The sequence below is a fragment of the Erwinia sp. ErVv1 genome (genome assembly GCF_900068895.1).
Taxonomy (GTDB): Bacteria; Pseudomonadota; Gammaproteobacteria; order Enterobacterales; family Enterobacteriaceae; genus Erwinia.
In genome coordinates, this window is the sequence record NZ_CDPK01000007.1 from 221011 (window position 1) to 246924 (window position 25914).

24 protein-coding genes and 1 pseudogene are annotated in these 25914 nt (G+C 56.0%); 10 read left to right on the top strand and 15 right to left on the bottom strand.

Annotated elements, in window-relative coordinates; translation table 11 throughout:
• Positions 1-583: 583 nt before the first annotated feature.
• The 6 genes from A1830_RS12585 to A1830_RS12610 form a co-directional block, all read right to left on the bottom strand.
• Complete coding sequence (locus tag A1830_RS12585; protein WP_067706250.1) at positions 584-1903, bottom strand: MFS transporter; 1320 nt, start codon at positions 1901-1903, stop codon at positions 584-586.
• 355 nt (positions 1904-2258) lie between these two features.
• On the bottom strand, positions 2259-3245 hold the full coding sequence (locus tag A1830_RS12590) for a Csu type fimbrial protein (RefSeq protein WP_067706252.1): 987 nt from the start codon (positions 3243-3245) through the stop codon (positions 2259-2261).
• Positions 3242-5659, bottom strand: a complete 2418-nt coding sequence (locus A1830_RS12595) for a fimbria/pilus outer membrane usher protein (RefSeq protein ID WP_067706254.1) — start codon at positions 5657-5659, stop codon at positions 3242-3244. The genes A1830_RS12590 and A1830_RS12595 overlap by 4 nt, the downstream gene beginning before the upstream one ends.
• A gap of 3 nt (positions 5660-5662) precedes the next feature.
• The gene (locus A1830_RS12600) at positions 5663-6382 is read right to left on the bottom strand and encodes a fimbrial biogenesis chaperone (RefSeq protein ID WP_082804161.1); all 720 of its coding nucleotides are present in this window, start codon (positions 6380-6382) and stop codon (positions 5663-5665) included.
• 23 nt (positions 6383-6405) lie between these two features.
• A complete protein-coding gene (locus A1830_RS12605) occupies positions 6406-6888 on the bottom strand; it encodes a Csu type fimbrial protein (RefSeq protein ID WP_082804163.1) in 483 nt (160 codons plus the stop codon).
• Positions 6889-6959: 71 nt separating this feature from the next.
• Positions 6960-7526, bottom strand: coding sequence for a spore coat protein U domain-containing protein (locus A1830_RS12610; protein WP_067706256.1), 567 nt, complete (start codon positions 7524-7526; stop codon positions 6960-6962).
• A gap of 546 nt (positions 7527-8072) precedes the next feature.
• Between A1830_RS12610 and A1830_RS12615 the strand changes: the two genes are divergently transcribed.
• Together A1830_RS12615 and A1830_RS12620 are read left to right on the top strand one after the other, a co-directional pair.
• Complete coding sequence (locus A1830_RS12615; protein WP_067706258.1) at positions 8073-10202, top strand: putative bifunctional diguanylate cyclase/phosphodiesterase; 2130 nt, start codon at positions 8073-8075, stop codon at positions 10200-10202.
• 57 nt (positions 10203-10259) lie between these two features.
• On the top strand, positions 10260-11669 hold the full coding sequence (locus A1830_RS12620) for an aminotransferase-like domain-containing protein (protein ID WP_067706260.1): 1410 nt from the start codon (positions 10260-10262) through the stop codon (positions 11667-11669).
• Between the two features lie 39 nt (positions 11670-11708).
• On the opposite strand, the gene A1830_RS12625 is transcribed toward A1830_RS12620, so the two are convergent.
• A complete protein-coding gene (locus A1830_RS12625; RefSeq protein WP_067706262.1) occupies positions 11709-12191 on the bottom strand; it encodes a YlaC family protein in 483 nt (160 codons plus the stop codon).
• Positions 12192-12348: 157 nt separating this feature from the next.
• Between A1830_RS12625 and A1830_RS12630 the strand changes: the two genes are divergently transcribed.
• The 5 genes from A1830_RS12630 to A1830_RS12650 all read left to right on the top strand — a co-directional run bounded on the left by A1830_RS12630 (position 12349) and on the right by A1830_RS12650 (position 17462).
• Positions 12349-12939: a cupin domain-containing protein gene (locus tag A1830_RS12630; protein WP_067706264.1), complete on the top strand. Its 591-nt coding sequence runs from the start codon at positions 12349-12351 to the stop codon at positions 12937-12939.
• Positions 12940-12977: 38 nt separating this feature from the next.
• A complete protein-coding gene (locus tag A1830_RS12635) occupies positions 12978-15116 on the top strand; it encodes a lysine decarboxylase LdcC (RefSeq protein WP_067706266.1) in 2139 nt (712 codons plus the stop codon).
• 92 nt (positions 15117-15208) lie between these two features.
• Positions 15209-15598: a VOC family protein gene (locus tag A1830_RS12640; protein WP_067706268.1), complete on the top strand. Its 390-nt coding sequence runs from the start codon at positions 15209-15211 to the stop codon at positions 15596-15598.
• 239 nt (positions 15599-15837) lie between these two features.
• Positions 15838-17151 carry a tRNA lysidine(34) synthetase TilS gene (gene tilS, locus A1830_RS12645; RefSeq protein WP_067706269.1) on the top strand — a complete coding sequence of 438 codons (1314 nt, stop codon included), beginning with the start codon at positions 15838-15840 and terminating at the stop codon, positions 17149-17151.
• Positions 17148-17462, top strand: a complete 315-nt coding sequence (locus tag A1830_RS12650; protein ID WP_067706271.1) for a c-type cytochrome — start codon at positions 17148-17150, stop codon at positions 17460-17462. Before tilS ends, A1830_RS12650 begins: the two co-directional genes overlap by 4 nt.
• A gap of 43 nt (positions 17463-17505) precedes the next feature.
• Here the strand turns inward: A1830_RS12650 and rof are convergent, their stop codons facing one another.
• Together rof and A1830_RS12660 are read right to left on the bottom strand one after the other, a co-directional pair.
• Positions 17506-17769, bottom strand: a complete 264-nt coding sequence (gene rof, locus A1830_RS12655) for a Rho-binding antiterminator (RefSeq protein WP_067706273.1) — start codon at positions 17767-17769, stop codon at positions 17506-17508.
• Positions 17756-17956 (bottom strand): YaeP family protein, encoded by a 201-nt coding sequence (locus tag A1830_RS12660; protein ID WP_067706275.1) that lies wholly within the window; start codon positions 17954-17956, stop codon positions 17756-17758. Before A1830_RS12660 ends, rof begins: the two co-directional genes overlap by 14 nt.
• A 133-nt stretch (positions 17957-18089) precedes the next feature.
• On the opposite strand from A1830_RS12660, the gene A1830_RS12665 reads away from it, so the two are divergent.
• Entirely contained in the window at positions 18090-18644 is a 555-nt protein-coding gene (locus A1830_RS12665; protein WP_067706277.1) for a YaeQ family protein, read from the top strand.
• Positions 18641-19063: an alternative ribosome rescue aminoacyl-tRNA hydrolase ArfB gene (gene arfB / locus A1830_RS12670; protein WP_067706279.1), complete on the top strand. Its 423-nt coding sequence runs from the start codon at positions 18641-18643 to the stop codon at positions 19061-19063. The genes A1830_RS12665 and arfB overlap by 4 nt, the downstream gene beginning before the upstream one ends.
• Before the next feature lie 140 nt (positions 19064-19203).
• Here arfB and proS read toward each other — a convergent pair.
• The 6 genes and pseudogenes from proS to metN all read right to left on the bottom strand — a co-directional run bounded on the left by proS (position 19204) and on the right by metN (position 24733).
• Positions 19204-20846 (bottom strand): annotated as a pseudogene (proS, locus tag A1830_RS12675) (proline--tRNA ligase).
• Positions 20847-20955: 109 nt separating this feature from the next.
• Positions 20956-21663 (bottom strand): tRNA (N6-threonylcarbamoyladenosine(37)-N6)-methyltransferase TrmO, encoded by a 708-nt coding sequence (gene tsaA / locus A1830_RS12680; RefSeq protein WP_067706281.1) that lies wholly within the window; start codon positions 21661-21663, stop codon positions 20956-20958.
• A complete protein-coding gene (rcsF, locus tag A1830_RS12685; RefSeq protein WP_067706283.1) occupies positions 21660-22064 on the bottom strand; it encodes an Rcs stress response system protein RcsF in 405 nt (134 codons plus the stop codon). Before rcsF ends, tsaA begins: the two co-directional genes overlap by 4 nt.
• A gap of 149 nt (positions 22065-22213) precedes the next feature.
• Positions 22214-23029 (bottom strand): MetQ/NlpA family lipoprotein, encoded by an 816-nt coding sequence (locus A1830_RS12690; protein ID WP_067706286.1) that lies wholly within the window; start codon positions 23027-23029, stop codon positions 22214-22216.
• A gap of 26 nt (positions 23030-23055) precedes the next feature.
• Entirely contained in the window at positions 23056-23709 is a 654-nt protein-coding gene (locus tag A1830_RS12695) for a methionine ABC transporter permease MetI (protein WP_067706289.1), read from the bottom strand.
• A complete protein-coding gene (gene metN, locus A1830_RS12700) occupies positions 23702-24733 on the bottom strand; it encodes a methionine ABC transporter ATP-binding protein MetN (protein WP_067706365.1) in 1032 nt (343 codons plus the stop codon). Before metN ends, A1830_RS12695 begins: the two co-directional genes overlap by 8 nt.
• Positions 24734-25190: 457 nt before the next feature.
• Here metN and gmhB point away from each other — a divergent pair, with 457 nt between their 5' ends.
• Entirely contained in the window at positions 25191-25751 is a 561-nt protein-coding gene (gmhB, locus tag A1830_RS12705; RefSeq protein ID WP_067706292.1) for a D-glycero-beta-D-manno-heptose 1,7-bisphosphate 7-phosphatase, read from the top strand.
• The last annotated feature ends 163 nt before the right edge of the window (positions 25752-25914 follow it).

Genomic DNA, 25914 nt, shown 5'->3' on the forward strand with positions numbered 1-25914 from the left:
TCGCCGCAGCGCTGCGGATTGCCCGTCAACCGCAGGGATTGTCCACCTCTCAGGCTTTTGAGTTGCTTTTACCCGCAGCCAGCACAATGCAAAAGGAGCAGACGGGTGGGGCCCGGTGACAGGCATTCCGCAGCGCTGAGTGAAGGGAGGAAGACCCGGATGGGCCAGCAGGGATGCTGGCCCAAGGGCATGCCGGGACAGGGATGTCCCGTCATGCCCGGTCCGAAAGGTCGACGAGCGGAGCGAAGGGACCGCGCCACGCGCGGCGCGAGGNGGGACAGGGATGTCCCGTCATGCCCGGTCCGAAAGGTCGACGAGCGGAGCGAAGGGACCGCGCCACGCGCGGCGCGAGGACCGCCAGGCGCCGGGCCCCACCCGTAGGCGACACCTCCAGCTTTTGTAGCGCCGGGTCCTACCCCCAGGCGGACACCCCAGGCTTTTGTAGCGCCGGGCCCCACCCCCAGGCGACACCCCAGGCTTTTGTAGCGCCGGGTCCCACCCCCAGGCGACACCTCCAGCTCTTGTAGCGCCGCGCACCATATGCAGACACCACCAGGCATCATGCCCCATCCACTGTCCGAACTTAAACCTGAGCCAGCGGAGCCGCCGTATTCTTAATCTGATACTGACGGACCAGACGCTTAATAATCATGGTGCCAAGCAGGCCACAAACGGCGGCAATGGTTAGCCAGACGCCGGGCATCGCCTTATCGCCTGTCGAGTGAATCAGATAACTGCAGATTGCCGGGGTGAAGCCGCCGAACAGCGCGGTAGCGAGACTGTAGGCCAGTGAGAAGCCCGTGGCACGCACCTCAGCAGGCATAATCTCCGCCAGATACACCACCATTGCGCCGTTATAGCTGGCATAAAGAAAGGAGAGCCACAGCTCGGCTTCCAGCAGATGCGCAAACGTCGGTGACCCCACCAGCCAGTGCAGAACCGGCCAGGCAGTGGCGATCATCAGCACGCTAAACAGAATCAGCAGCGGTCGGCGGCCATAACGGTCGGAAACCGAGCCCATAATGGGCAGCCATATCAGGTTAGACAGCCCTACGCACAGCGTGACAAAAAAGCTCTGTTTATCGCTCATCATCAGCACCGTTTTGCCAAACGTCGGCGTAAAGGCGGTGATCATATAAAACATCACCGTGGTGGTCACCACCATCAACATCCCCGCCAGCACCAGCGGCCAGTTACTGGCTACCGACCTGACAATCTGCTTCATCGAAGGGTGTACTTTACGCTGGCTGAACTCCTCGGTTTCCTCCAGCATACGGCGGATCCAAAACAAAAACGGCACGATCATACAGCCAATCACAAAGGGAATGCGCCAGCCCCAGTCGGTGACCTGATCCTTTTCCAGTAAATGATTCAGTCCCAGCCCAAGCAGTGCGGCAAATATAACTGCCACCTGCTGGCTGCCCGACTGCCAGCTGACAAAGAAACCCTTGCGCTTAGGAGGAGCCATCTCAGCCAGATACACCGAAACGCCGCCCAGCTCCACGCCTGCCGAGAAGCCCTGTAGCAGACGCCCCAGCAAAATCAGAATCGGCGCGGCGACGCCCAGCGTATTGTATCCCGGCACTACGGCGATGGTCAGCGTTCCCAGCGCCATCAGTCCCAGTGTGACCAGCAGCCCTTTACGGCGGCCATGATGGTCGATATATGAGCCAAGAATAATGGCACCGAGCGGACGCATCAGGAAGCCAGCGCCAAAGGTCATTAGCGTCAGCATCAGGGAAGCAAAGGGGTTATCACCGGGGAAGAAGGTTTTGGCAATGGCGGTCGCGTAGTAGCCGAACACCATAAAATCATACATCTCCAGAAAATTACCGCTGGTCACGGTGAAAATAGTTCTGGCATGGCTTCGCGGTTTTTTTGCGGGTGGGGAGAAAACAGTCATACAGCATCCTTTAGTTTTTTCCCCCTTTTAGCCTGTCAGTAAATATTTTAATGTGATCGATATCACTGTTAACGCTTAACTATCGTATTACATGGGTAACAAATAGTTAACACAATGCTGGAGGTATAGCGGCCTGTGAAACGCGCGATGGCTCACTTCTGCTGGTTCTCCCTGACGCAAGATTCATCCAGGCCCGATAGTTACGAGGGCTCGTTACGCTATATCGGCCGTGCTTTCCAATGAGATATATATCACCACGTTACATTAGCCGTGCTTTCAAATAAGGGTCCACCACCACGTTACATTAGCCGTGCTTTCAAATAAGAGTCCACCACCACGTTTCACCTGGCGCGCGTTAAAATGAGAGATCCACGACCACGCTGTCGCTGTAGCTGCCTGCTACGGGTGTGGTTTGGTTAGTTAAAATCTGTGCGGTGTAATTAAAGGTGCGGGTCAACCCATCAACACTGATGCTGTTCGCCGCCGTGCTGGCCACGCGCTCGCTGCCAAGAGGCCCCCAGCGCAGGGTGCTGGTATTTTGATAAATCTCATAGGCAAGCTGGTTGCTGCCGCTGGTCATATAGCGTTGGCTCCCCACCGCATGGCTGCCGTTGCTCAGTCCCACCGTATAGGTGCTGCCTTTAGTGCAGATGACATTAATAGACTGGGCGACTTTACTGAAGCTGCTGACCAGCGGCGCACTGCCAAAGCTGATGTTGGGTGCGGTGATGGTGGTGCAGTCGTTAGTGATAGTCATACTGACGGTAATGGGCACCGTGCCGGAGCTGGTTATCTGACTGCCCGCCAGGCATAGCCCGAGCGCGCCCAGCCCGGTACAGACGTTGTAACTGACCAGCATATTCATGACCCCCGTATAGCTTCCGGCGGCCACCACCTGACCCGGCACGGTGCGCATATATACCGGAATGCTAAAGTTTTGCCCGCCCAGCAGACCCACCAGATTCACTAACTGAGAAGAGCTGAAGCTCATGGTGGTTCCGCCAATGGTCATCTCATTGCCGCAGGCGGAATCGCTACACAGCTGGACGGGAATGCTATCGCTGCCGCTACTGCTGGTCTTAAGTGCGCCACGCGTACCGCTGGTAAAGGTCGCGCTTGTTAGCTGTATTTTGACGTAATCCGTTGATAGCAGCGAAAGGATACTGCCCGAGCCGCAGTTAACGTTCACGCTGGCCGAGGTGGCACTGGCGGTGGTATTCACCGCAAACGAACTGACGGTGCCGAACGAGGCGGTCGACGAGGGTAGGGTGCAGGCCGCCCATCCAGAGAGTGGGCAGGCCATCAGCAGTAAAAACAGGACGGCTGAGATTTTTTTCATCATGGTGCTCCTGGCGCATCGGCGGAGAGAGTGCAGGTTAGCGGTCCATAGGTCCTGAGTGATACAGGCCGCCCGCCGGGAACCTTCAATACTGACTCGCAATGTCGCCCGTCCGGCGTTTCGGCCCTGAACGGGTTTTCGGGCTTGAGATTTTCCATCCAGGCAATGCCGTCCCAGCCTACGTATTCCGTGGCCTGACCCTGGCGGATAAGCTGGGTTGACACGGGAAGAGGTTGCCCGTCCTGATCGAGCAGGATAACGCTGGCGGCGCGCAGCGGGACGATGGGGAAATGCAGCAGATAACCGCTCTGGCGCTTAACCGCGAAGCGCTGCTCGACCGCTGAGGTCGTCATATCTACCGGCAGGTCGAGCGTATTGATCGCATATTTCGCCGGATACCACGAGCTGACTCTCGGCACCAGCAGGTAACCCTTGCTATTCGTCTTACCCATTAACTGATTCTCATAGTCTACTTCGACCTCGGGATAATCGGTTTTTACCAGTACAAAGGCATCATTCACCTCATTGGCAGCAAACAGGCTGCCATCCATAAACACCAGTGACCCGGTGATATCACCAAACTGGGTGCTGTAATCGCTGTCACCGTAGAACCCTGCTGAGGTCTGAATCAGGTCATTACGCCAGCTAACACTGCCCTGGGTGAAGTCGCTGCCGCTACTCTCGCGTGCCCAGGAGGCATCATAGGAAAAGCCCCCTTCGGTGGGCATGGCGCGTGAGACGCCCAGACGCTGTGCCGTGCCGCCAAAACGGTCGCGCTCCAGGCCGATGCTGGCATTTCCCCGTTCGCTGAAGGGGATCACCAGTGAAACGGCACCGGACCATACGTCCTGCTGCTGGTCATGGGTGGCGGAGAGGTAAAGGCTACTGTTACCCCAGATATTCTTACTCCAGGAGAGGTTCAACAGCTGGGTTTTGTTGCCGTTGCCGCTGGTAATATCAATAAAAGCCGCGCCCAGGCTGCCGTACTGGTTCAGCGACAGGCTGACATTATACTGGGCGCTGCGGCGGCTAAGCGTATATTCCGTTCTGGCCGCCCCGCTGCTGCGATCGCCATACAGCGCCAGATTGCTGAAGTCAGCGGTGCGAATAATATGCTGAGTGCCGATGCTAAAGCGGCTGTTATTGTACTGATAGCCCCAGCTGTACTGGTCACCGCTCTCACCGTCCATCTGGCTGCGGGTCACCGCGCTATTCACTACGCCGAGTGAGCCGATGCGCAACTGCCCGCCCGCACCGGCCAGCGCCAGGGACTCTGCGGCCTCGGCGTGGCTCTCCAGCGTCAGCCAGTCGTTCAGACCATAGCGCCAGGAGCCGCTGGCAGCGCCCGCGCCATAGTCTGCGTTTTTGACCCCGTAGTTTTCGCGCAGCGCACCGGCAGAGAAGGAGAAGTCCGACAGGCCGGGCTTCAGCAGATTACTGGAGACGTAAAAAGGCATCGTCGTGGTGATGCGACGGCCAGTTGCATCGGTGGTCACCACTACCGCGTTTCCCGCCCCGTTGACGAAGGGCATATTGGTCATCGACCATGGACCGGGCTGCACGTTGTTAGAACTGTTTCTGTAGCCGTTGACGAACAGATCGATGGTCGAGGGAACCGCCGCCTGGCCGGAAAAAGCGGGCAGGGGATAGGTAATAATATCCGGGCGCACCGAGAAATCCCGCGCAATCTGGATGCCGCCCAGCCTGACGCTGTTGCTCCACGCCAGTGAATCCGTAATCAAATCCCCTACGCGCCAGCTCAGGGATCGCTCCTCATCCTGATTGCTCCACCAGCTGTCGTAGCGGAGATAGCCATCATTTTGATAACCCGGCGAACCAGCGATCTGCTGCTGATAAACGCCGTTGGTCGAAAGCTGCCCGCCGCTGCCAAACAGGCGAAACTCGCTCCAAGCGGAAAGACGTGTACCACTCTGGCTGGTCCGGCTGGTGTAGAGATCGTAGTTGAACAGTGCACCTGGCGTGCTGAGTCCGGGGTAGCGTGGCTGTTGATTGTCGCTGCCGCCCAGATGCTGAGCCGGGAGCCAGTCGGGCGGCACGGTCAGCAGAATGCGCTGGCGGGCGGCGTCATAATTTGCCTTCACGCCTGGCAGGGTAGAGACATCCACCATTGAGGAGCTGATTTGCGCCGCCGGAATACCGGCCCGCTGAAGATCGCCCGCCCTGAGAAGATAGTGGTCGCCGTTAAACGTAACGGGTACCACCTGCTGGCTGTCGCGATCGTTTACCACCAGGCCCAGCATATATTGCTGCTTCTGCGGGCCAGCCTCATTTTTTACCGGCGGCGGCGGCAGTGAGGACCAGGTCTCTGCCCGCCCGGCCCCGGGCAGCAGACTTCCCAGCAGGCTGACAACGACGGGCAGGTAGCGGCTTACTGAAGCTAAGCTATGCCTGCTCATCGGTTAGCGTGGCGAGCCGGTGCTGCGCCAGCTTTTATTATTATCCAGCTCGGCGCGCAGCTCCGCGCTATTGGAGGCCGGAAAGTTCAGTGGGAAAGTGTTGCTGGCATTGGCCAGCACGTAGCCAAACAGGCTATTCGATAGCGTGCGACCGCCCAGGCTAACTTTGCTCAGACGGGCATGACCTTTTCCACTGTTGGTAATTCTCAATGCGCTATGGCCGTCCTGGGTGATCACCCGCCAGCTTAACGCAGGCTGGGCAGTATCCGCAGAGAGGCCCTGGCCGTAGGTAAACAGCGGCACGGAGTAGCGCATCTGGAAATTCAGTCCGGCCTGATTGGGTGCCTGGCTCTGAGGGGTAGGGATTTCATCCAGCACTACACGCCAGGCCATTTCTTTGCCCGGCGGCGGCGGGACCTGATTGATCAGGCGTACCAGCTGCTTTTGCCCAGGCTCGATTCTGACCAGCGGCGGGCTGGCCACCACGCTCTGCTGCGTCTGATACTGCTCTTTGCCATCAATTTGCTGCCAGTTAAAAATCCTGACCTGTATAAGCGTGGTCGCCCCGCCCCGGTTCTCAATCCATAGCTCTGTCGCCTTATCCCCACTGGGGATTTTGGGATCGATGGGCCAGATCAGTACCGAATTACCCGCCCGGACGGGTGATAAAAATGCGCCGCCGATCAGGCAAAAAAACAGCGCAATAAGAGGTAACCTTTTCATATATGCTTCTCGTTTTCCCTTTCTCACCAGCTCAGCGTTACCGTCAGGGTATCGCTGTAGGTGCCGGCACGGTTGACTCCGCTGAGCTGCACCAGACCGTAAACCGGCAGGGTGATGTTATTGGCATTACTGAAGGCCAGCGCCACATTCTGACTCACCGGGATTGCGCTGGCGGCACTGTGGTTGGCGTTGGTGTAAAGCGAGTAGCCAATCAGATTGGTATTATTCGCCACCTGCATATTCCGGGTCGTGGAATAATGCGCACCGCCGTCAATGCTCAAATTCAGCGTGGTCCCGGGCGTACAGGCCAGCGTTAACGCAGCATTTTGCGTCAGGCTGGTACTGGCCGACCTGCTGCCTACGCCCGGTAGTGTGCCGAAGTTCAGCGCACCAAATACGGCAGTGTTGGTACCGGAAATCACACAACCGTTAACAATCGATGCGCTGACCTCAAAGGTCTGTGTCGGAAGCGACCATGCACGGTTGCTGATAACGCTGAGCAACATGCACAACACACCCGCCAGCCAGCCTCCGGTTTTCAGCCACGCCAACACAGGGCGTTCCCCTTCAGTAACAATCAGTAATTCACGGCGACGTTAATCGTATCCGTGTAGGTTCCCGCGGGGATCGCGGCGTTAAACCCACCGCCGCTCACCCGGCCATAAACAGGATAATTATCGCCGTTGACCGGATCGGTGGTGCCCGTATTGACCAGATTGGCATTGTTTGCGATGGGGGTGGTGTAAGCGGTGCTGCCATACAGGGTATAGGCTATCCCCTGGGTCGCGTCGCTACCCAAAACCAGATAGCGCGGCTGTGCGGTGACGGCGCCATAAACGGTAGCCGGTGCCGCGTTGCTGCTGGTGAGCTGAACATTGTAGGTCTGACCCGTGGTGCAGCGAACGAAGATACCGTTACCCAGCGAGCCGACTAAGGTGGCGTTGAGCGTATCAAAGGTCCCTGCGCTACTACCAAAGTCCAGAGTACCGAAATTCACGCCTGTGGTAGCCGACTGGCCGTTGACAAGGCAGCCGGTAGTGAGCACCAGCGTGGCGTTAATGGTGCCCGTCGTGGTAGCGGTAAAACCGGACGTCACCGTGCCAGCGCTCAGTGCGCAACCCAGCAGAAAAAGCTTCAATTTCATAACCATTCCTTACTGATTAGATCGATGAAAGTGCTTTTTCGCCTGGTGTAAAAGTGAACATCTCACCTTAAAAATTAAAGATAAAATAATATATTGTTTTTAATAAATGGCCGTAAAGCGCGTTTCATCGCATCAGTAGCAGCGTAATATATATGGTTTTCTTTACTATAGAACAACTAAGGGATACGTGAACAGCTGCAAGAAAAAATAATATTTGCGGCTGCGAGGAGAAAAGATTTTTACTACCCAGGCCACGGATTTAGGGAGGAACGCGCTATCTTTAAGAATAATCTTATTATCGTAAAGTAAATGTTCGAAGAGCGTGGTATGTTCTGTGAGCGATTAAACCGTACCACTAAATTTTAAAATCACGCGTGCTGACCCGGGCAGGGGAAGTCATTAAGTCAGGCCAGACATTTATATTTATATTCCGGTTAACAATGGCCCTGTTTTGCGCGCGAGATAAAGAGGTACTGGTAAGACTTAAGAAAGTTTTGTTTAATAAATCAGCGCCACGCTACTGGCTGCAAAAACCGAGATTTACCTATGCTTATGAGTTCCTGGGACCCGCTGATGGTCATCGCTTCCGTGGCCGTTGCCTTTCTCGCCTCCTATACCGCGCTGGATATGGCGGGCAGGGTAACCACCACGACGGGAAAAGCCGAAACGTTCTGGCTGATTGGCGGCGGGTTTGCAATGGGAATTGGCATCTGGTCAATGCATTTTATCGGTATGCTGGCGATGGATCTTGCTATGGCGATGAGCTATGACCCCAGCCTGACGGTTATCTCGATGGCCGTTGCCATCGCCGCCTCGATTTTTGCGCTGTGGATTGTCTGTTATGGTCAGCTTACGCTCGGGCGGCTGATTATTGGCGCACTGGTGCTCGGGAGCGGCGTCGCCTCCATGCACTACATTGGCATGGCAGCTCTGATGCTGGCACCGGGCATCGACTGGAACTGGCGCTGGGTAGTGGTGTCGGTGGTTATCGCGTTGCTGGCTTCGGTGGTGGCTTTGTGGCTGGCATTCAGGCTGCGTCAGGGGAATGGGCGACTCGGGCTGCTGCGGGCCGGCGCGGCGATGGTGATGGGTGGAGCTATCGCCGGGATGCACTATACCGGTATGGCCGCCGCGAATTTCCCCATGAACAGCCATGCGACCGGGCAGGGCGTAAACAGTCAGTGGCTGGCGGTGGTGGTCACCGTGGTGACGTTATCCATTCTCGGTATTGCGCTGGTGGTCTCCACGCTGGATGCCCGGCTTCAGTCGCGAACCTCGGTGCTGGCCTCTTCCCTGGCGGAAGCCAACAGGGAGCTGGCTCAGCTGGCGCTACATGACAATCTTACCCGGCTGCCAAACCGCATTCTGCTGGAAGACCGTCTGAAGCAGGCCCTGACTAAAGCCATTCGTGAAGAGAGCACCTTTGCGGTGATGTTTATGGATCTCGACGGCTTTAAGGGGGTAAACGATGCGTTTGGCCACCATATCGGCGATAATCTGCTGATCGCCGTGACTGACAGAATGAACGCCCAGCTCAAAGACCTTCATACGCTGGCAAGAATTGGGGGCGATGAATTTGTGTTGCTGCTGGAAATTAGCGAACCCAATGATGCCGCCGTCGTCGCCGACAGGCTGGTCAAAGCGATTAGTGTGCCCTTTACCCTCTCCCTTTACGAACTGCTGGTTTCCCTGAGTATTGGGATCGCCGTTTTCCCTGGGGACGGTCGGGACGAGCGCGAGCTGATGTTTAATGCCGATGCGGCGATGTACCACACCAAAAAGAACGGGCGCAACGGCTACAGCTTTTTCCAGCCATCAATGAACACGCTGGCGCAGAATCAATTACAGCTGATAAACGATCTGTGGCTGGCTATTGCAAACAATGAGCTGCGCCTGTTTTATCAGCCTAAATATGGCGCAACGGATGGGCAGATCCTCGGTTTTGAGGCGCTGATCCGCTGGCAGCATCCGCAGCGCGGGCTGCTTATGCCGGATATCTTCCTGCCGGTGGCGGAAAAAACCGGCCTTATCGTAAGCCTGGGTAACTGGGTGATTAACGAGGCCTGTCGTCAGCTACGAATCTGGCATCTTGCAGAGAATCCGCGCTGGTCCGTGGCGGTTAACCTCTCCACCGTGCAGTTTGAACAGGTCGGTCTGGTAGAAACCGTCACCCGGGCGCTGGCGGAGCATCATATTCCGGCAGAGTTATTGACGCTGGAGGTGACCGAAACGACCGCAATGCGTGAGCCAGAGGAGAGCATCCGTATTCTGACCGAGCTGGCTGCACTGGGTATCAAAACGTCTATTGATGATTTTGGTACCGGCTACTCCAGCCTGCTTTACCTGAAGCGGCTGCCGGCCAGCGAACTGAAAATTGATCGCGCGTTTGTGAGCGAACTGCGACCGCAAAGCGGTGACGCCACGATTATCACCGCCATCGTTGCTCTGGCGCAGACGCTGAATCTGAAAGTGGTGGCCGAGGGCGTTGAAACGCAGGAGCAGCAGGCATTTTTGACCCGGCTGGGCTGTGATTCGCTCCAGGGCTATCTTCTGGGTCGCCCGGTGCCTGCCGGGCAGGTGCCACAACTCAGACGGAGTGTGGACATCGGGCAAAAGGGGGCGCTACCTTCTGAGCCTGGGGAAAAGCGCCGGCCAGCCCTGCCGGATACTGTCTAAATGCGCACGCCGTGCCTATAATAGCCGCCAGCAATCCTTAAGGAGTCGGTAACGGTTTTGGCAAAATATCAGCGGCTTATCGATCGTATTACCCAGCAAATCGCGGCAGAAATCTGGCTGCCGGGAGAGAAACTGCCCTCGCTACGTGAACAGGTTGCGCTCAGCGGCATGAGTCTGATGACGGTGATGCACGCCTATCAGGTGCTGGAGAGTCAGGGATGGATCCGCTCCCGGCCACAGTCAGGCTACTTTGTCGCACCGCGCGCAGAATTCCTCAGCCAGCCGGTTGGCCATCAAAAAGTGCAGCTGGCGGAGTCGGTCGACATCAACGCCTTTATTTTCGACGTGCTTCAGGCCGGTCGCGATCCGCAGATCGTCCCTTTCGGTTCCGCTTTCCCCGACCCTGAACTTTTCCCCCAGCGGCAGCTGATGCGCTCACTCAGCGCCGTGTCGCACTCTCTGACTCCAGCAGATGCGATAAATAATCTGCCGCCCGGCAATGAAACGCTGCGTAAAACGCTGGCGCAGCGCTATGCCCTTCAGGGGATTGCCGTTTCTCCTGATGAGATTGTGATCACCAATGGCGCCATGGAGGCGCTGAACCTCAGTATGCAGGCGGTGACCGAACCGGGTGACTGGGTGGTAATTGAAAATCCCTGCTTTTATGGTGCGCTACAGGTTATTGAGCGCCTGAAGCTGAAGGCCGTCGCCATTGCGACCGATCCCCGCCTCGGGATGGATCTTGATGAGCTGGCGCGGGCGCTGGCGCGCTGGCCGATAAAAGCCTGCTGGATGATGACCAACCAGCAGAACCCGGTTGGCTGTACGCTGAGTCGCGAAAAAAAGCAGCAGCTGGTGGCGCTACTGGCGGAGCATCAGGTCGCCCTGATTGAAGATGATGTTTACAGCGAACTCTACTTTGGCAGTGAAAGACCGCTGCCCGCAAAGGCGTTTGATAGCCAGAACGATGTGCTGCACTGCTCGTCTTTCTCTAAAAATCTGGTTGCGGGGTTCCGCGTGGGATGGGTCGCGGCGGGCAAACATGCCAAAAAGATCCAGCAGCTACAGCTGATGAGTACGCTGGCTACCAGTGCGCCTATGCAGCTGGCGCTGGCCAACTATCTGGGCACCCGGAGCTATGACAGCCATCTGCGGCGTCTGCGCCAGTCGCTGGAGCAGCGTAAAAATCTGGCCCGTCAGTCACTCCGACGGCATCTGCCCGCCGCCGCCAGAATTAATGACAGCCAGGGCGGCTATTTTTTGTGGATTGAATTGCCTAAGCAGGTAAATACCACCCTGCTTTATACCCGCGCGCTTGAGCACAACATCAGCATCGCGCCAGGTAAAATGTTCTCTTCCGGCGAGCAGTACGCTAACTATTTCCGCTTTAATACCGCATGGGCATGGGGTGAAGCACAGGAGGCCGCCGTCGTGACGCTGGGTAAGCTGATTGCGGCAATGCTATAAGTGCTTTACGGGCCAGCAGGCAAGCTGGCCTGAAAGAGATCAGACGGCAGAGGCGCGCTGCTGGCCCCAGGTCAGATGGTAGACGTCATAGAAATCCACTTCGCCTTTCAGGGTCAGCAGCTTCCTGATCCCCTCCTTCACCCGCTCAGGCACCTGCGAGCTTTGCATAATTTCCGCTATGGCGGTGTCAGAAAGCGTACGAACGTAATACCACTCGCCGTTATAGCAAACGCGCAGATCGAGCGTATCAATATCTTCAAAGCGGTAGCGGGGATTGATATCCAGCATCATCAGGCCGCTCATCAGTAAAACGAACAGCGTAGCGCCCCAGAAAGCGGGCCAGCCCAGAAATTCCGTGGTGAAAATCAGCGCCACCGTCAGGGCATAGCAGATGTACATGGAGACCCACAAACCCGGGTGACTTTTCAGAAAATTAAAGCTGAAGCGCGGCTTGTTATCACGTCGCTCCTCGCGGTTCAGGGTATCAATTTCACGCAGCAGGATTTGTTTAATATCGTTCACGTTATACCTCACTCGTTATTGTTATTAGTAGACCACAGTGGGTAAAGTCATGACAGACACAGTTTGCGATAATTCAGGTATAACAGTTGTCATTATTCCTGGGGCAGTGCGCGGGATCTCTTACTATACTTCCGAACCCGATCTCAGGAGATACCCTATGCTGCCGCACGCTGGAAATTTGCTCGCTATGATGTCCTTTGCCGCTGGCACCTTTTCCGCCGGGGCGTCGAACAATCCGCAATATCTGACCTTTCAGCCGACGCCTGAGGTGCCGAACAACCTTTTACCGCTGATTATTTATCCGCAGGTGGTGCCGGAAGACGTCGGGGATATTGCCCGCTATTTTGAAGATCTGTTTGCCGCTCACCACTGGCTGCCGCGCTGGCGCTACCCGATCTATCCCTGGACACATTATCACCCTAATACCCACGAACTGCTGGGCATCGCAGCGGGTCGGGCGCAGGTCCTGTTTGGCGGGGAAACGGGCAGGGTGGTCACCGTTCAGGCAGGCGATGCGGTACTGATCCCGGCGGGCGTGGGACATCAGCAGCTTTCCGCTACCGAAGACTTTTTCGCCGTGGGGGCATACCCACGGGGTATGCAGCCTGAAACGCGACGGAATGACCCAGCTTTAATGCCTCAGTCCGTTGTGGATATCAGCCGTGTCCCGCTGCCGCAGCAGGATCCGCTCACCGGCGGTGAAGGGGCGGTGACGGAGATTTGGCATCCTCTGGACGTGCGCGAATAACGGCAGTAAAGCATTAATGACAGAATCAGAGGTGAACATTGAATATCATTGCGATCGTAGGACCGCAGAACGTCTTCTATAAAGATGAACCTATCCGTGAACTTGATAACGTATTAAATGCCCGCGGCTTTCAGACAATTTATCCGAAAGACGGTAACGACCTGCTCAAGCTGATTGAACACAATCCCCGTATCTGCGGCGTGATTTTCGACTGGGATGAGCACAGCCTCGATCTCTGTAGTGAGATCAACCAGTTAAATGAATACCTGCCGCTTTATGCCTTTATCAACACCCATTCCACCCTGGATGTGAGCATCAATGAGATGCGCATGGCCATCTGGTTCTTTGAATATGGCCTGGGCGGCGCAGAAGAGATTGCTCAACGCATCCGCCAGTATACGGATGAATATATTGATACCATCACGCCACCGCTGACGAAAGCGCTGTTTAACTATGCGAAAGAGGGAAAATACACCTTCTGTACGCCGGGACATATGGCCGGAACCGCATTTCAAAAAAGCCCGGTGGGCACGCTCTTCTATGACTTTTACGGCGCTAACACTCTGAAGGCGGATATCTCTATCTCGGTGACTGAACTGGGATCGCTGCTGGATCACACCGGCCCCCACCTGGAGGCGGAAGAGTATATTGCTCGTACCTTTGGTGCTGAGCAGAGCTATATGGTGACTAACGGCACCTCGACATCGAATAAAATCGTCGGTATGTATGCGGCCCCCGCCGGGAGTACGGTGCTGGTGGATCGCAACTGCCATAAATCACTGACTCATCTGCTGATGATGAGCGATATTATTCCAATCTGGCTGAAACCTACGCGTAACGCGCTGGGGATCCTTGGCGGGATCCCAAAACGGGAGTTCACCAAAGAGAGCATCGCGCTGAAGGTGGCACAGACCGAGCGTGCCAGCTGGCCGGTGCATGCGGTGATCACCAATTCGACCTACGATGGCCTGCTCTATAACACCCAGTATATTAAAGAGACGCTGGACGTCCCCTCCATCCACTTTGATTCTGCCTGGGTGCCCTATACCAATTTCCACCCAATCTACAACGGCCTGAGCGGCATGAGCGGTGAACGTACGCCGGGCAAGGTTATTTACGAAACGCAGTCCACGCATAAGCTGCTGGCGGCCTTTTCCCAGGCTTCACTGATCCACATTAAGGGGGAGTACGACGAACAAACCTTTAACGAAGCCTACATGATGCATACCACGACCTCGCCGAATTACTCCATCGTGGCGTCGATAGAAACGGCGGCGGCCATGCTGCGGGGTAATCCCGGTAAGCGCTTGATTAACCGCTCGGTTGAGCGCGCGCTGCACTTCCGCCGCGAGATCCAGCGGCTGCGCGAAGAGTGCGACGGCTGGTTCTTTGATATCTGGCAGCCAGATGGCGTTGACCAACCTGAATGCTGGCCCATTCAGCCGGGCGAAGAGGAGTGGCACGGCTTTATGGATGCCGATGCGGATCATATGTACCTCGATCCGATCAAAGTGACCATTCTCACCCCCGGGATGAGTGAGCAGGGCGAAATGGCGGAGGAGGGGATCCCGGCAGCGCTGGTAGCGAAATACCTGGACGAACGTGGGGTGGTGGTTGAAAAGACCGGCCCCTATAACCTGCTGTTCCTGTTCAGTATTGGCATTGATAAAACCAAGGCGATGAGCGTGTTGCGTGGGCTGGCTGAATTTAAGCGCGCCTACGATCTCAACCTGCGGGTAAAGAATATGCTGCCGGATCTCTATGCCGAAGATCCTGACTTCTACCGAACCATGCGCATCCAGACGCTGGCTCAGGGGATCCACCGACTCATCAGCGAGCACGATCTGCCGCGCCTGATGCTACAGGCCTTTGCGACGCTGCCGGAAATGAAAATGACGCCCCACCAGATGTTCCAGCAGCAGGTCCGTGGAAATGTCGAAACGGTTGATATCAGCGAACTGGTGGGACGCGTTTCTGCCAATATGATCCTGCCCTATCCGCCGGGCGTTCCGGTGGTGATGCCGGGGGAGATGATCACCGAAGAGAGCCGCGCGGTGCTCGATTTTCTGCTGATGCTCTGCACCATTGGCCGACACTATCCGGGCTTCGAAACGGATATTCACGGTGCAACATTGACCGAGGAAGGCCAGTATCTGGTGCGGGTGCTCAAGTCATAATCGGCTAGCCACGTCTTCGCGGAATTTTGCCATTCTCATTCCGGGCATTTCCGCGTAGCGTAAAAGGTCAAATTCATCATCAAGAGAGCACTATGTTAGGTATCAGGCAGATCCATCATATCGCCATCATCGCCAGCCATTATGAAACCAGTAAGGCATTTTATTGCGACGTGCTGGGCTTTACGCTGATGGACGAAGTTTACCGTGAAGCCCGCGATTCGTGGAAAGGCGACCTGGCGCTTAACGGTAACTACGTTATCGAACTGTTCTCCTTTCCCCAACCGCCTGCGCGGCCCACGCAGCCTGAAGCCTGCGGTCTTCGCCATCTGGCTTTCAGCGTCGCGGATATCGACGCCGCAAAGCGTGAGCTGGAAGCGAAAGGAGTGAACTGCGAGGAGATCCGCGTGGATCCGCTTACCGATAAGCGTTACACCTTTTTCGCCGATCCGGACGGCCTGCCGCTGGAGCTGTATCAGGCGTAATAAATGTCGGGCGATGTCGGGTGCCGTAGCTGCATCAGGCGTAATAAATGCCTGCCAGTGTCTGCCGCTGTCGTTGCCTTTAGCGTAGTGACTCATGGGCGATGGCAGGCGCTGGCACGGTATTAAATACTCCCTCAGGTTCGCTGAGGGTTTGCTGTGAACGCCTGACCATGCGTAAAATAGCCTCCGACTCACCCGGTCTGAGAGGGCCGGGTTTTAACGTGAATCGTGGGATCCTCATGCCAGTCTCGCTTCTTCCTCAACTGCATCTTGCCGGACATCAGCGTCTGCTGGTGGCCTACAGCGGCGGCCTTGATTCCAGCGTGCTGCTCCAGCAACTGGTTCTGTTGCGCAGGCAGCTTCCCGATCTCCAGCTAAGAGCGATACATGTCCATCACGGGCTCAGCCCGTTTGCGGATAGGTGGGCCGACAGCTGTCGCCAGCAGTGCCTGCAGTGGCAGGTGCCGCTCGAGGTGGTAAAGGTACAGGTGAACAGTCGGCAAATGGGGGTAGAGGCGGCCGCCCGGGCTGCGCGTTACGATGCGTTTAAACAGCATATCCAGCCGGGCGAGTGCCTGGTGACCGCCCAGCATCAAAACGATCAGTGTGAAACGCTGCTGCTGGCGCTAAAGCGCGGAAGCGGGCCGGCCGGACTGGCCGCCATGCCGCAGCATGCCTCGCTGGCAGGCCATGTACATTTGCGCCCGCTGCTCTCGCACACGCGAGAACAGCTCGAGACCTGGGCGGCTGACCATCAACTGAGCTGGATCGAGGATGAGAGCAATCAGGACCAGCGCTATGACCGCAATTTTCTGCGGCAGGCCGTGCTTCCCCTGCTGACGGCGCGCTGGCCGCACTTTTCACAGGCCGTCTCCCGCAGCGCTGCCCTCTGTGGCGAACAGGAGCAGCTGCTGGACGAGCTGCTGGCAGAGTCATTATCGCATTTAGTCACGGCGGACGGAGCGCTAACCTTTCCCCCGCTGGCGGAGATGAGCGACGCGCGACGCAGCGCGCTGCTGCGTCGCTGGGTTGCGGGGCAGGGAGGGCTGATGCCGTCTCGTGATGCTTTGCAGCGTCTCTGGCAGGAGGTTGCCTGTAGCCGCGAAGACGCCGCGCCGCGACTTGTGCTTGGCCGGTTTGAAGTACGACGCTTCCGGGACAGGCTTTACTGGCTTGTGCTCGGTAACGCCGTGCGCGATGACGTTATTGACTGGCCTTCCCCCTGGGAGCCGCTAACGCTACCCGACGGCCTGGGGCAGCTGTTAACGGGTACCGAAGGCCTTGCAGTGCGTACGCCGGAAGAGGGAGAAAAGGTCACCGTTCGTTTTCAGGCTCCGGGACAATTCCATATTCCCGGCCGGGCCGGAAGTCGCTCGCTAAAAAAGCTCTGGCAGGAGTGGGATATCCCCCCCTGGCAGCGAGGCCGTACGCCGCTGATTTTTTACGGCGAGCACTTTGTCGCGGCCGCCGGGGTCAGGGTTACCCGCGAGGGGGAACCTTTATCGGACAAGGTATGGAAAATACACTGGAAAAAACAAGAGCAGACAACATGATAAGAAAAATATTACTCATGCTATTTCTGGCGAGCTTAACGCTACCGGCGCTGGCACAGGGCGATGCTCAGGCGGGCGCGCAGAAGGCAGCAAGCTGTCAGGGATGCCATGGGGCGCAGGGTAAGGCGCAGGTGGCGCTTTATCCTAACCTCGCCGGGCAGAATGCTGACTATCTGGCTCATGCGCTACAGGCCTATAAAAAAGGGGAACGTAATGGCGGTCAGGCAGAAGTGATGAAGGCGTTTGTGGCAGGTTTAAACGATAAAGATATTGACGATTTGGCTGCATGGTATGCCAGCATGAAGCCGTAAAACCGCCGTCATGCGGGCGGAACAGCGTCCGCCCGCATGACGCTTAATCAGACTCGCTGACCACGACGGTACCCAGCTCCGGATGGGTGAAGCTGGCGATGTGGTCCAGTCGCAGCTCGCGGACTTCGCCGGAGAGATCGATGGCCAGAAACTCCACATTCTTACGTGACACCATATCGGTGGCCCTGGCATTAAGCTGCTCGCCATTTTTAAGTTCAAGCGATAGCGTCCAGCTTTTCTGGCAGGCGAGTTCCAGGTTGTCGTAATCATCACAGTTGATAGGTCTGTAGGCTTCATTCGTCAACATAATCGCTCACCAATAAGTTAGCAGCAGCAAACGCTGCCTGTTCCCTGATGGAAGAGTGTAGCTCAGTATTAGCCGCTACCTCGTTGAGTGCTTTCAATACGCACGCTAATGCGTCCGGCACGTATCCCAGTTCGCCACTGCCTATTTCAGCGTATTTACGGCGGACTAATTCACAATACTTTTGCACATGCACCTCCTGACAGAGTTTTCTCTGGCGATTTAGCGACTATAACACAGGCTTTTACATGAAATCAGCCTGGCAACAGGTCATTTGCGGTGTCATCGGGTTACAATGGCGGTCAATCAAGATAAGGATCTTTATGGCACTCAAAGCGACCATCTACAAGGCGACGGTGAACGTTGCGGATATGGACAGAAACGTTTATCTCGACGCCAGTCTCACCCTGGCCCGTCATCCGTCTGAAACGGAAGAGCGCCTGATGCTGCGCCTGCTGGCGTGGCTGGTCAATGCCGATGAGCGGCTCACATTTACCCGTGGGCTGAGTGCAGAGGATGAGCCTGAAATCTGGCTGATGAACGACCATAACGGCATCGAGGTATGGATCGAGCTGGGCCTGCCGGACGAGCGCCGCATCAAAAAGGCCTGTAACCGTTCTGCCCGGGTATTTTTGTACACATACACCAGTCGCGCGGCGCAAATCTGGTGGCAGCAGAACCAGAATAAACTGGCGCAGCAGGATAACCTCACCATCCGTTTCCTCGATGACGAGCAGCTGAAAGCGCTTACCCAACTTGCTTCGCGTTCGATGACGTTACAGGCTACGGTGCAGGATGGCGCGATCTGGCTCTCTGACGACCAGCATCATCTGGAGCTGCACTTCACCGACTGGTTAATCAACGGCAAGCTGGCATGATAGTTATCTCTAATAACGTCACCATTCCGGACAGTGAGCTGGAGATAACGGCGATTCGGGCGCAGGGTGCGGGTGGACAGCACGTTAATAAAAGCTCTACGGCGATCCACCTGCGCTTTGATATTCGCGCATCCAGCCTGCCGGAATTTTACAAAGAGCGGCTGACGGCTACCAGTCATCATTTGATCACCCCGGAAGGCGTGGTGATCATCAAGGCCCAGGAGTATCGCAGCCAGGAGATGAACCGCGAAGCGGCGTTGAAGCGTCTGGGAAATTTGATCCAGGAACTGACCGTGGTGGAGAAAAAGCGACGCGCAACCCGACCAACGCTGGCGTCAAAGAAACGCCGTCTGGAAGGCAAGGCGCGTAAGGCGACAACAAAATCAATGCGCGGGAAAATGCGTGGTGCACCGGAATAACGGATGCGTTGCGCGGGAAAGCGTGGCAGGCTGAAGTAGCGGACGCGTTGCGTGCTGGGCAGACTGGGGTGTGGAGAAGACGTTACGGTGAGTGGGTATGAGCGTGGCAGGCTGCATCAGCAGCCTGCCACGGAGAGGGCTTAGCCGTCGATTTCAGCTAACAGGAAATCAAGGATTTCGCCGGTCTTAATCATGCGTTTTTCCCCTTCGCGACGGGATTTATACTCAATCTCTTCGCTGTCCAGGTTACGGTCGCCAATGACAATCGTATGCGGCACGCCAATCAGCTCCATGTCGGCGAACATCACGCCCGGGCGCTCTTTACGGTCGTCGAGGATAACCTCAATGCCTTTCGCACGCAGCTGGGCGTAAAGCTCCTCCGCCAGCTCCTTCACGCGGAAGGATTTGTGCATGTTCATTGGCAGGATCGCCACCTGGAAAGGTGCCAGCGCCGCAGGCCAGATAATTCCACGGTCGTCATGGTTCTGTTCAATTGCCGCCGCAACAATGCGGCTGATGCCGATGCCATAACAGCCCATAGACAGAACCTGGTTACGGCCGTCTTCACCCTGCACGGAGGCTTTCATCGCTTCGGAGTATTTGGTGCCGAGCTGGAAGATATGGCCCACTTCAATGCCGCGCTTGATCAGCAGCGTTCCCTTACCATCCGGACTGGCATCGCCCTCGACGACGTTGCGGATATCCGCCACGCGCGGCAGCGGCAGATCGCGCTGCCAGTTGATGCCGGTAAAGTGTTTGCCGTCAATATTGGCACCTGCACAGAAGTCGCTCATGGCCGCCACGGTGCGGTCAACCACCACCGGCAGTGACAGGCCTACCGGGCCAAGTGAACCCGGGCCTGCACCGATAGCCGCGCGGATCTCTTCCTCAGTGGCAAAGGTCAGCGGCGCGGCAACGATATCAATTTTCTCAGCTTTGATTTCGTTCAGCTCATGATCGCCGCGCACCAGCAGGGCAACCAGCGAGTGGCCGCTTTCCGCAGCCGCCTTCACCAGCAGCGTCTTCACGGTTTTTTGGATCGGCAGACCGAACTGTTCAACCAGCGCAGCGATAGTTTTCGCCTCTGGCGTGTCAATCTCATTCAGTTCCTGAGTGGCGTCCGGACGACCACNCCGCTTTTCGCCAGCACCTGAAACTCATGGGATGCGCTGCCGCCAATTGAGCCGGTATCGGCCTGCACCGCACGGAAATCCAGCCCCATCCGGCTAAAGCTCTGGCCGTAGGCACGATACATCGCATCGTAGGTCTCCTGTAAAGAGGCCTGCGAAATATGAAAGGAGTAGGCATCTTTCATAATAAACTCACGTGAGCGCATCACGCCAAAGCGAGGGCGCACTTCATCACGGAATTTGGTCTGGATCTGGAATACGTTCAGCGGCAGCTGTTTGTATGAGCTCAGTTCGTTACGGATCAGGTCGGTAACCACTTCCTCATGCGTCGGGCCGAGCACGAAAGGGCGATCGCCACGATCGACAAAGCGCAGCAGTTCCGGGCCGTACTCCTCCCAGCGTCCACTTTCCTGCCACAGATCGGCGGGCTGCACGACCGGCATGGAAATCTCAATTGCACCGGCGTTATTCATCTCTTCACGCACGATATTTTCGACTTTTTTAAGTACGCGCAGGCCGGTCGGCAGCCAGGTATAAAGCCCGGATGCCAGCTTGCGGATCATCCCGGCGCGCAGCATCAGCTGATGGCTGATCACTTCAGCGTCGGCAGGCGTCTCCTTCTGAGTGGAGAGCAGGTATTGAGTAGTACGCATGAGTTACGATTCCAGTTAAGCAGAAAGCTTACGAATTAAGCCAGGCAGTTAAAATGCTGGCGGTAGTGTACCAGCGAGTTTTAACTCTCAAAAGATGCAGGGGAATAAATTAACGCGGATCGACAGCGATCACGACAGTTCCTGTGCCCGTCACGCACCAGCGAACGTTAAAATCGAGCAGCCAGGCGGCATATTCCCGCTCGGGCTCTTCGCCCTTACGGTAGGCCGGACGAGGATCCTGGGCCAGTACCTGACGGATAAAACGCGCCAGGTGCGGATAGCGCTGGCGCTGGCTGGCAACCTGTTGCTCCGCCAGCGGGGAGAACGTTACCGGCATTGACGCATCCGGTGCCTGTTGGGCAAATCCGGCGCGGGCATCAGGAATGGATTCTGCAAACGGCAGATAGGGTTTGATATCAACAATGGGGGTGCCATCCACCAGGTCAAGGCTTCCCAGCTCCAGCACAACGCTGCCTTTATCCACTCTAATCCCGGTCAGCTCGACCAGCGACATCCCCACCGGGTTAGGACGAAACGTTGAACGGGTACTAAAAACGCCTACCCGCGCGTTGCCGCCCAGCCGCGGAGGGCGTACGGTGGGGCGCCATCCCCCTTCCATCGTCTGATGAAAGACAAACAGCAGCCATAAATGGCTAAATTCCTCCAGTCCGCGTACGGCTTCGGGCTGATTGTAAGGGGGGAGCAGGTGAAGTTCACCACCGCCATCCTGCACAAGGCCCGGCTGGCGGGGAACGGCAAACTTTTCCTTCCAGGGGGAACGAAGGGTGCCAATTTGCTGGAAGGAAAATGCACTCACTGGTTGGACACTTTCAGGGCAGACCCCTGACACACGGCCTGGCGGTAGCAACCCTGCGCACTACTTACGATTTCACACTGATGGAGCAGTACGGCATTGGCTTTCATCGTTGACGCGCGCGTCTGCATTCTTCTTCGAGCGGTTGTAATATTTGGCGGTGAGCTCTGTGCGCTGTTCTGGCAATCTTCACCATAGACTTCGCCCAAATCGCGGAACGGCTTACTGACCAGATCGCCAGCATCGGTGTAAAGTTTTACCGGGACAGGGCGCGGCGCAGGTTTGGTGCGTGCTGGCTCAGTTTGCGTAGTTTGCTTGAAGGGCTCGACGGGTTTGTACGGTTTATGCAGCAGCGAACACCCTGTCAGCGAAAGGGCTAACAAACAGAGCGGTAAAACACGCATGTGAAGTTCCTTATAGTCGGTAAAGTGACGTTATTGAAGCAACCCTGGTGGGTAATAACAAGCGTTCTGGAAATAATAAAGCGGGCAATCGCCCGCTTTGTCAATGGCGTCACGGCTATCACCGAAGTGAAACCGTAGATCCTGGCATTTTACCAGCCTTTAACCGCACCGCCGTTGAAGATTTTGCTCGCGGCGTTGCTGACTTCGTCAGAGTGGTAGGCCTCAACGAATTTCTTCACGTTTTCAGCATCTTTATTATCTTCACGTGCAACAATCATATTCACGTAAGGTGAGTTTTTGTCTTCCACAAAAATGCCGTCTTTCTCCGGGGTGAGGTTAATCTGGCTGGCATAGGTGGTATTAATCACCGCCAGAGCGATCTGCTGATCGTCCAGCGAGCGAGGGAGCTGCGGCGCTTCCAGCTCAACCAGCTTGATATTTTTCGGGTTCTCTACCACGTCCAGAGTCGTTGGAAGCAGCCCGGTGCCCTCTTTCAGCTTAATCAGGCCCACTTTCTGCAACAGCAGCAGTGAACGCCCGAGATTCGTCGGATCGTTAGGAATCGCGACCTGCGCGCCATTCTGCAGCTCATCCAGAGATTTGATTTTCCTGGAGTAGCCCGCAATCGGATAAACGAAAGTATTGCCGACGGAAACCAGCTTATAGCCGCGATCCTTGATCTGCTGATCGAGATAAGGCTTATGTTGGAAAGCATTGACGTCAATATCGCCTTTGCTCAGCGCTTCATTAGGCAGTACATAATCGTTAAAGGTGACCAGCTCAACGTCCAGACCGTACTTATCTTTAGCCACCTGCTTAGCGACTTCAGCAACCTGCTGCTCCGCGCCGACGATCACGCCAACTTTAATATGATTAGGATCTTTTTCTTTGCGATCGCAACCAACCAGTGCCAGCGTACCAATTAGCGCGCCTACAGTGGCTAATGTTTTAAAATTAAAAGACATATCCCTTCCTTAATCTGAATGTGCTGTTATTTATGCGTGACCGCGCGAACGATGCGGTCACCACTGAATTGGATCAGATAAACGAGTACCACCAGTAACACCAATACCGTATTCATTACCGTCGCGTCATAGCCGATGTAACCATACTGATAGCCAATCTGACCAAGGCCCCCGGCGCCGACCGCGCCACCCATAGCAGAATAGCCTACCAGCGTAATCAGCGTAATCGTTGCTGCATTTACCAGCCCCGGCATCGCTTCCGGCAGCAGCACTTTGCGTATGATCTGCATCGGGGTGGCGCCCATGGCGCGTGAAGCCTCAATGAGCCCGGACGGGAGCTCAAGCAGGGCATTTTCCACCATGCGGGCAATAAAGGGGGCAGCCCCCACCGTCAGAGGAACAATGGCTGCCTGCAAACCTATGGAGGTGCCGACGATGATGCGGGTAAATGGGATCATCCATACCAGCAGAATAATAAAGGGGATGGAGCGGAAGATGTTAACCAGCGCAGAGAGGACGCGGTAGAGTTTTTGGCTGGACATAATCTGCCCCGGACGCGTTACGTAAAGCAGAACGCCGACCGGAAGGCCCAGTACAAAACCAAAAAAACCGGAAACGAAGGTCATCATCAGCGTTTCCCAAACGCCCCGGCCGAGAAGCCATACCATTGCCTCAGACATAACCCAGTACCTCTACCTTTACATGGTGCTCTTTAAGAAAATTGATCGCCGCCTGCGTGTCAGCATCCGTACCGTGCATTTCGGTGAGCATAATGCCGAACTTCACGCCGCCCGCGTAGTCCATCTGCGCGCTGATAATATTGTTGTTCACATTGAAACGGCGAGCCGACTCAGAGAGCAATGGGGCATCTACCGACTGGCCGGTGAACTCCAGGCGCAATAAAGGTACGGCGTCAGGCCGCGGCTCCGCCGTCAGGCGCGCCGAATAATCGTCGGGAATATCCAGATGGAGCGTGGAGTGAATAAACTGCTGTGCCAGCGGCGTCTTAGGGTGCGAAAACACTTCGCTGACCGTATCGTTCTCTATTAACTCGCCGTTGCTGATCACCGCCACCCCGTCACAGATGCGCTTAACAACATCCATCTCATGGGTGATCAGCAGTATGGTGATGCCCAGGCGGCGGTTGATGTCCTTAAGTAATTCAAGAATGGCGCGCGTGGTTGCCGGGTCGAGGGCGCTGGTGGCTTCATCACACAGCAGCACTTTAGGATTGGTGGCCAGCGCGCGGGCAATAGCAACACGCTGCTTCTGACCGCCGGAAAGATTGGCCGGCCAGACATCATGCTTGTCCGCCAGGCCGACAAGGGCCAGCAGCTCAGTAACGCGCGTTTTGATCTCGCTGCTGGTCAGCTTGCCCAGCTCCAGCGGCAGGGCGACATTGCCAGCGACGGTACGGGAGTTCATCAGGTTGAAATGCTGGAAAATCATGCCGATTTGGCGGCGCGCCCGTGTCAGCTGGCTTTCAGAGAGCGTGGTGAGCTCCTGATTATCGACCAGAACAGAGCCGGAAGTGGGGCGTTCGAGTAGATTAACGCAGCGGATCAGGGTGCTTTTCCCCGCCCCTGATGCGCCGATGACGCCGTAAATTTGCCCCGCAGGCACATGCAGGCTGACATCTGACAGCGCCGTGATGGTGCGTGTGCCCTGCTGGAACACCTTAGTTATGTGCGAAAGTTTTATCATTTTAAGTGCGCTGCTGTTTATCCATGGCGTTAAGTAAAGTGCTTCCCGAGCAACGCCGGGCGCGAGTGGATGGTAAGGCATCCAGACGGCTGAATCAATCAAAGTATGATTCACTGCCCTGTCGGGGAATTCTCGCACAATGAACCAGTCGTAGCGCAGCGGCATTGTTGAAAAAGCTCCGGGTCATCCTTTATAGCGTATTTGCTCACAGGCAGGTACGGTGCTTTCGATCGCAGGGGGATAGGTCGCATTAGCTTACGGGCAGATTGGGTGCATTCGCTCACGGCCTGGGGCGGTGACGTTATGCCACGGTCACACTACGACGCTTTACGCCTGAACAGGGAATGTTGTGGTCAGGCTACCGGGTGAAAATGCGATCGTCATTACTCTACTGGTTCTGTTACGGGCGCAGGGATATGATATGCCCCAACGCAACAGGTAATTACAGGAGCTTCCGGTGGCTAATACCGTACCCGCAATATTTCTCGATCGCGACGGCACAATGAATGTCGATCATGGTTACGTGCATGAAATCGACAACTTTCAATTTATTGATGGCGCGATCGACGCAATGCGTGAACTTAAGAAAATGGGTTTTGCGCTGGTGATGGTAACTAACCAGTCCGGTATTGCGCGGGGTATCTTTAATGAAGATACCTTTATGCAGCTCACCGAATGGATGGACTGGTCGCTGGCCGATCGTGAAGTCGATTTGGATGGCATCTACTTCTGTCCGCATCTCCCGGACGCGGTAGTGGAAGAGTATCGCCAGCAGTGCGACTGTCGGAAGCCACACCCCGGCATGCTGCTGTCCGCTCAGCAGGAACTCAATATTGATATGGCCGCTTCTTATATGGTTGGTGACAAACCTGAGGACATGCTGGCAGGAAAAGCGGCAGGCGTGGGTAAAAAGGTTTTAGTGCGTAGCGGTAAGCCAGTGACGGAAGAGGGTGAAAATGCAGCAGACTGGGTCATAAACAGCCTTGCAGACCTGCCTGCACGCATTAAACAGGGCTAAAAAGCAGCGTTCTGCACGAACTTTCAGCGAACGGTAAAAAAGTTCATATTTATACTTGCCTTCCCCGGGCGCATCCCTATAATGCGCCTCCATCGACACGGAACAACGGCTTACAGGCCGCCGGGTTGAGAGGGTCAGGAAGCTGAACCGCCGGAGAAAAACT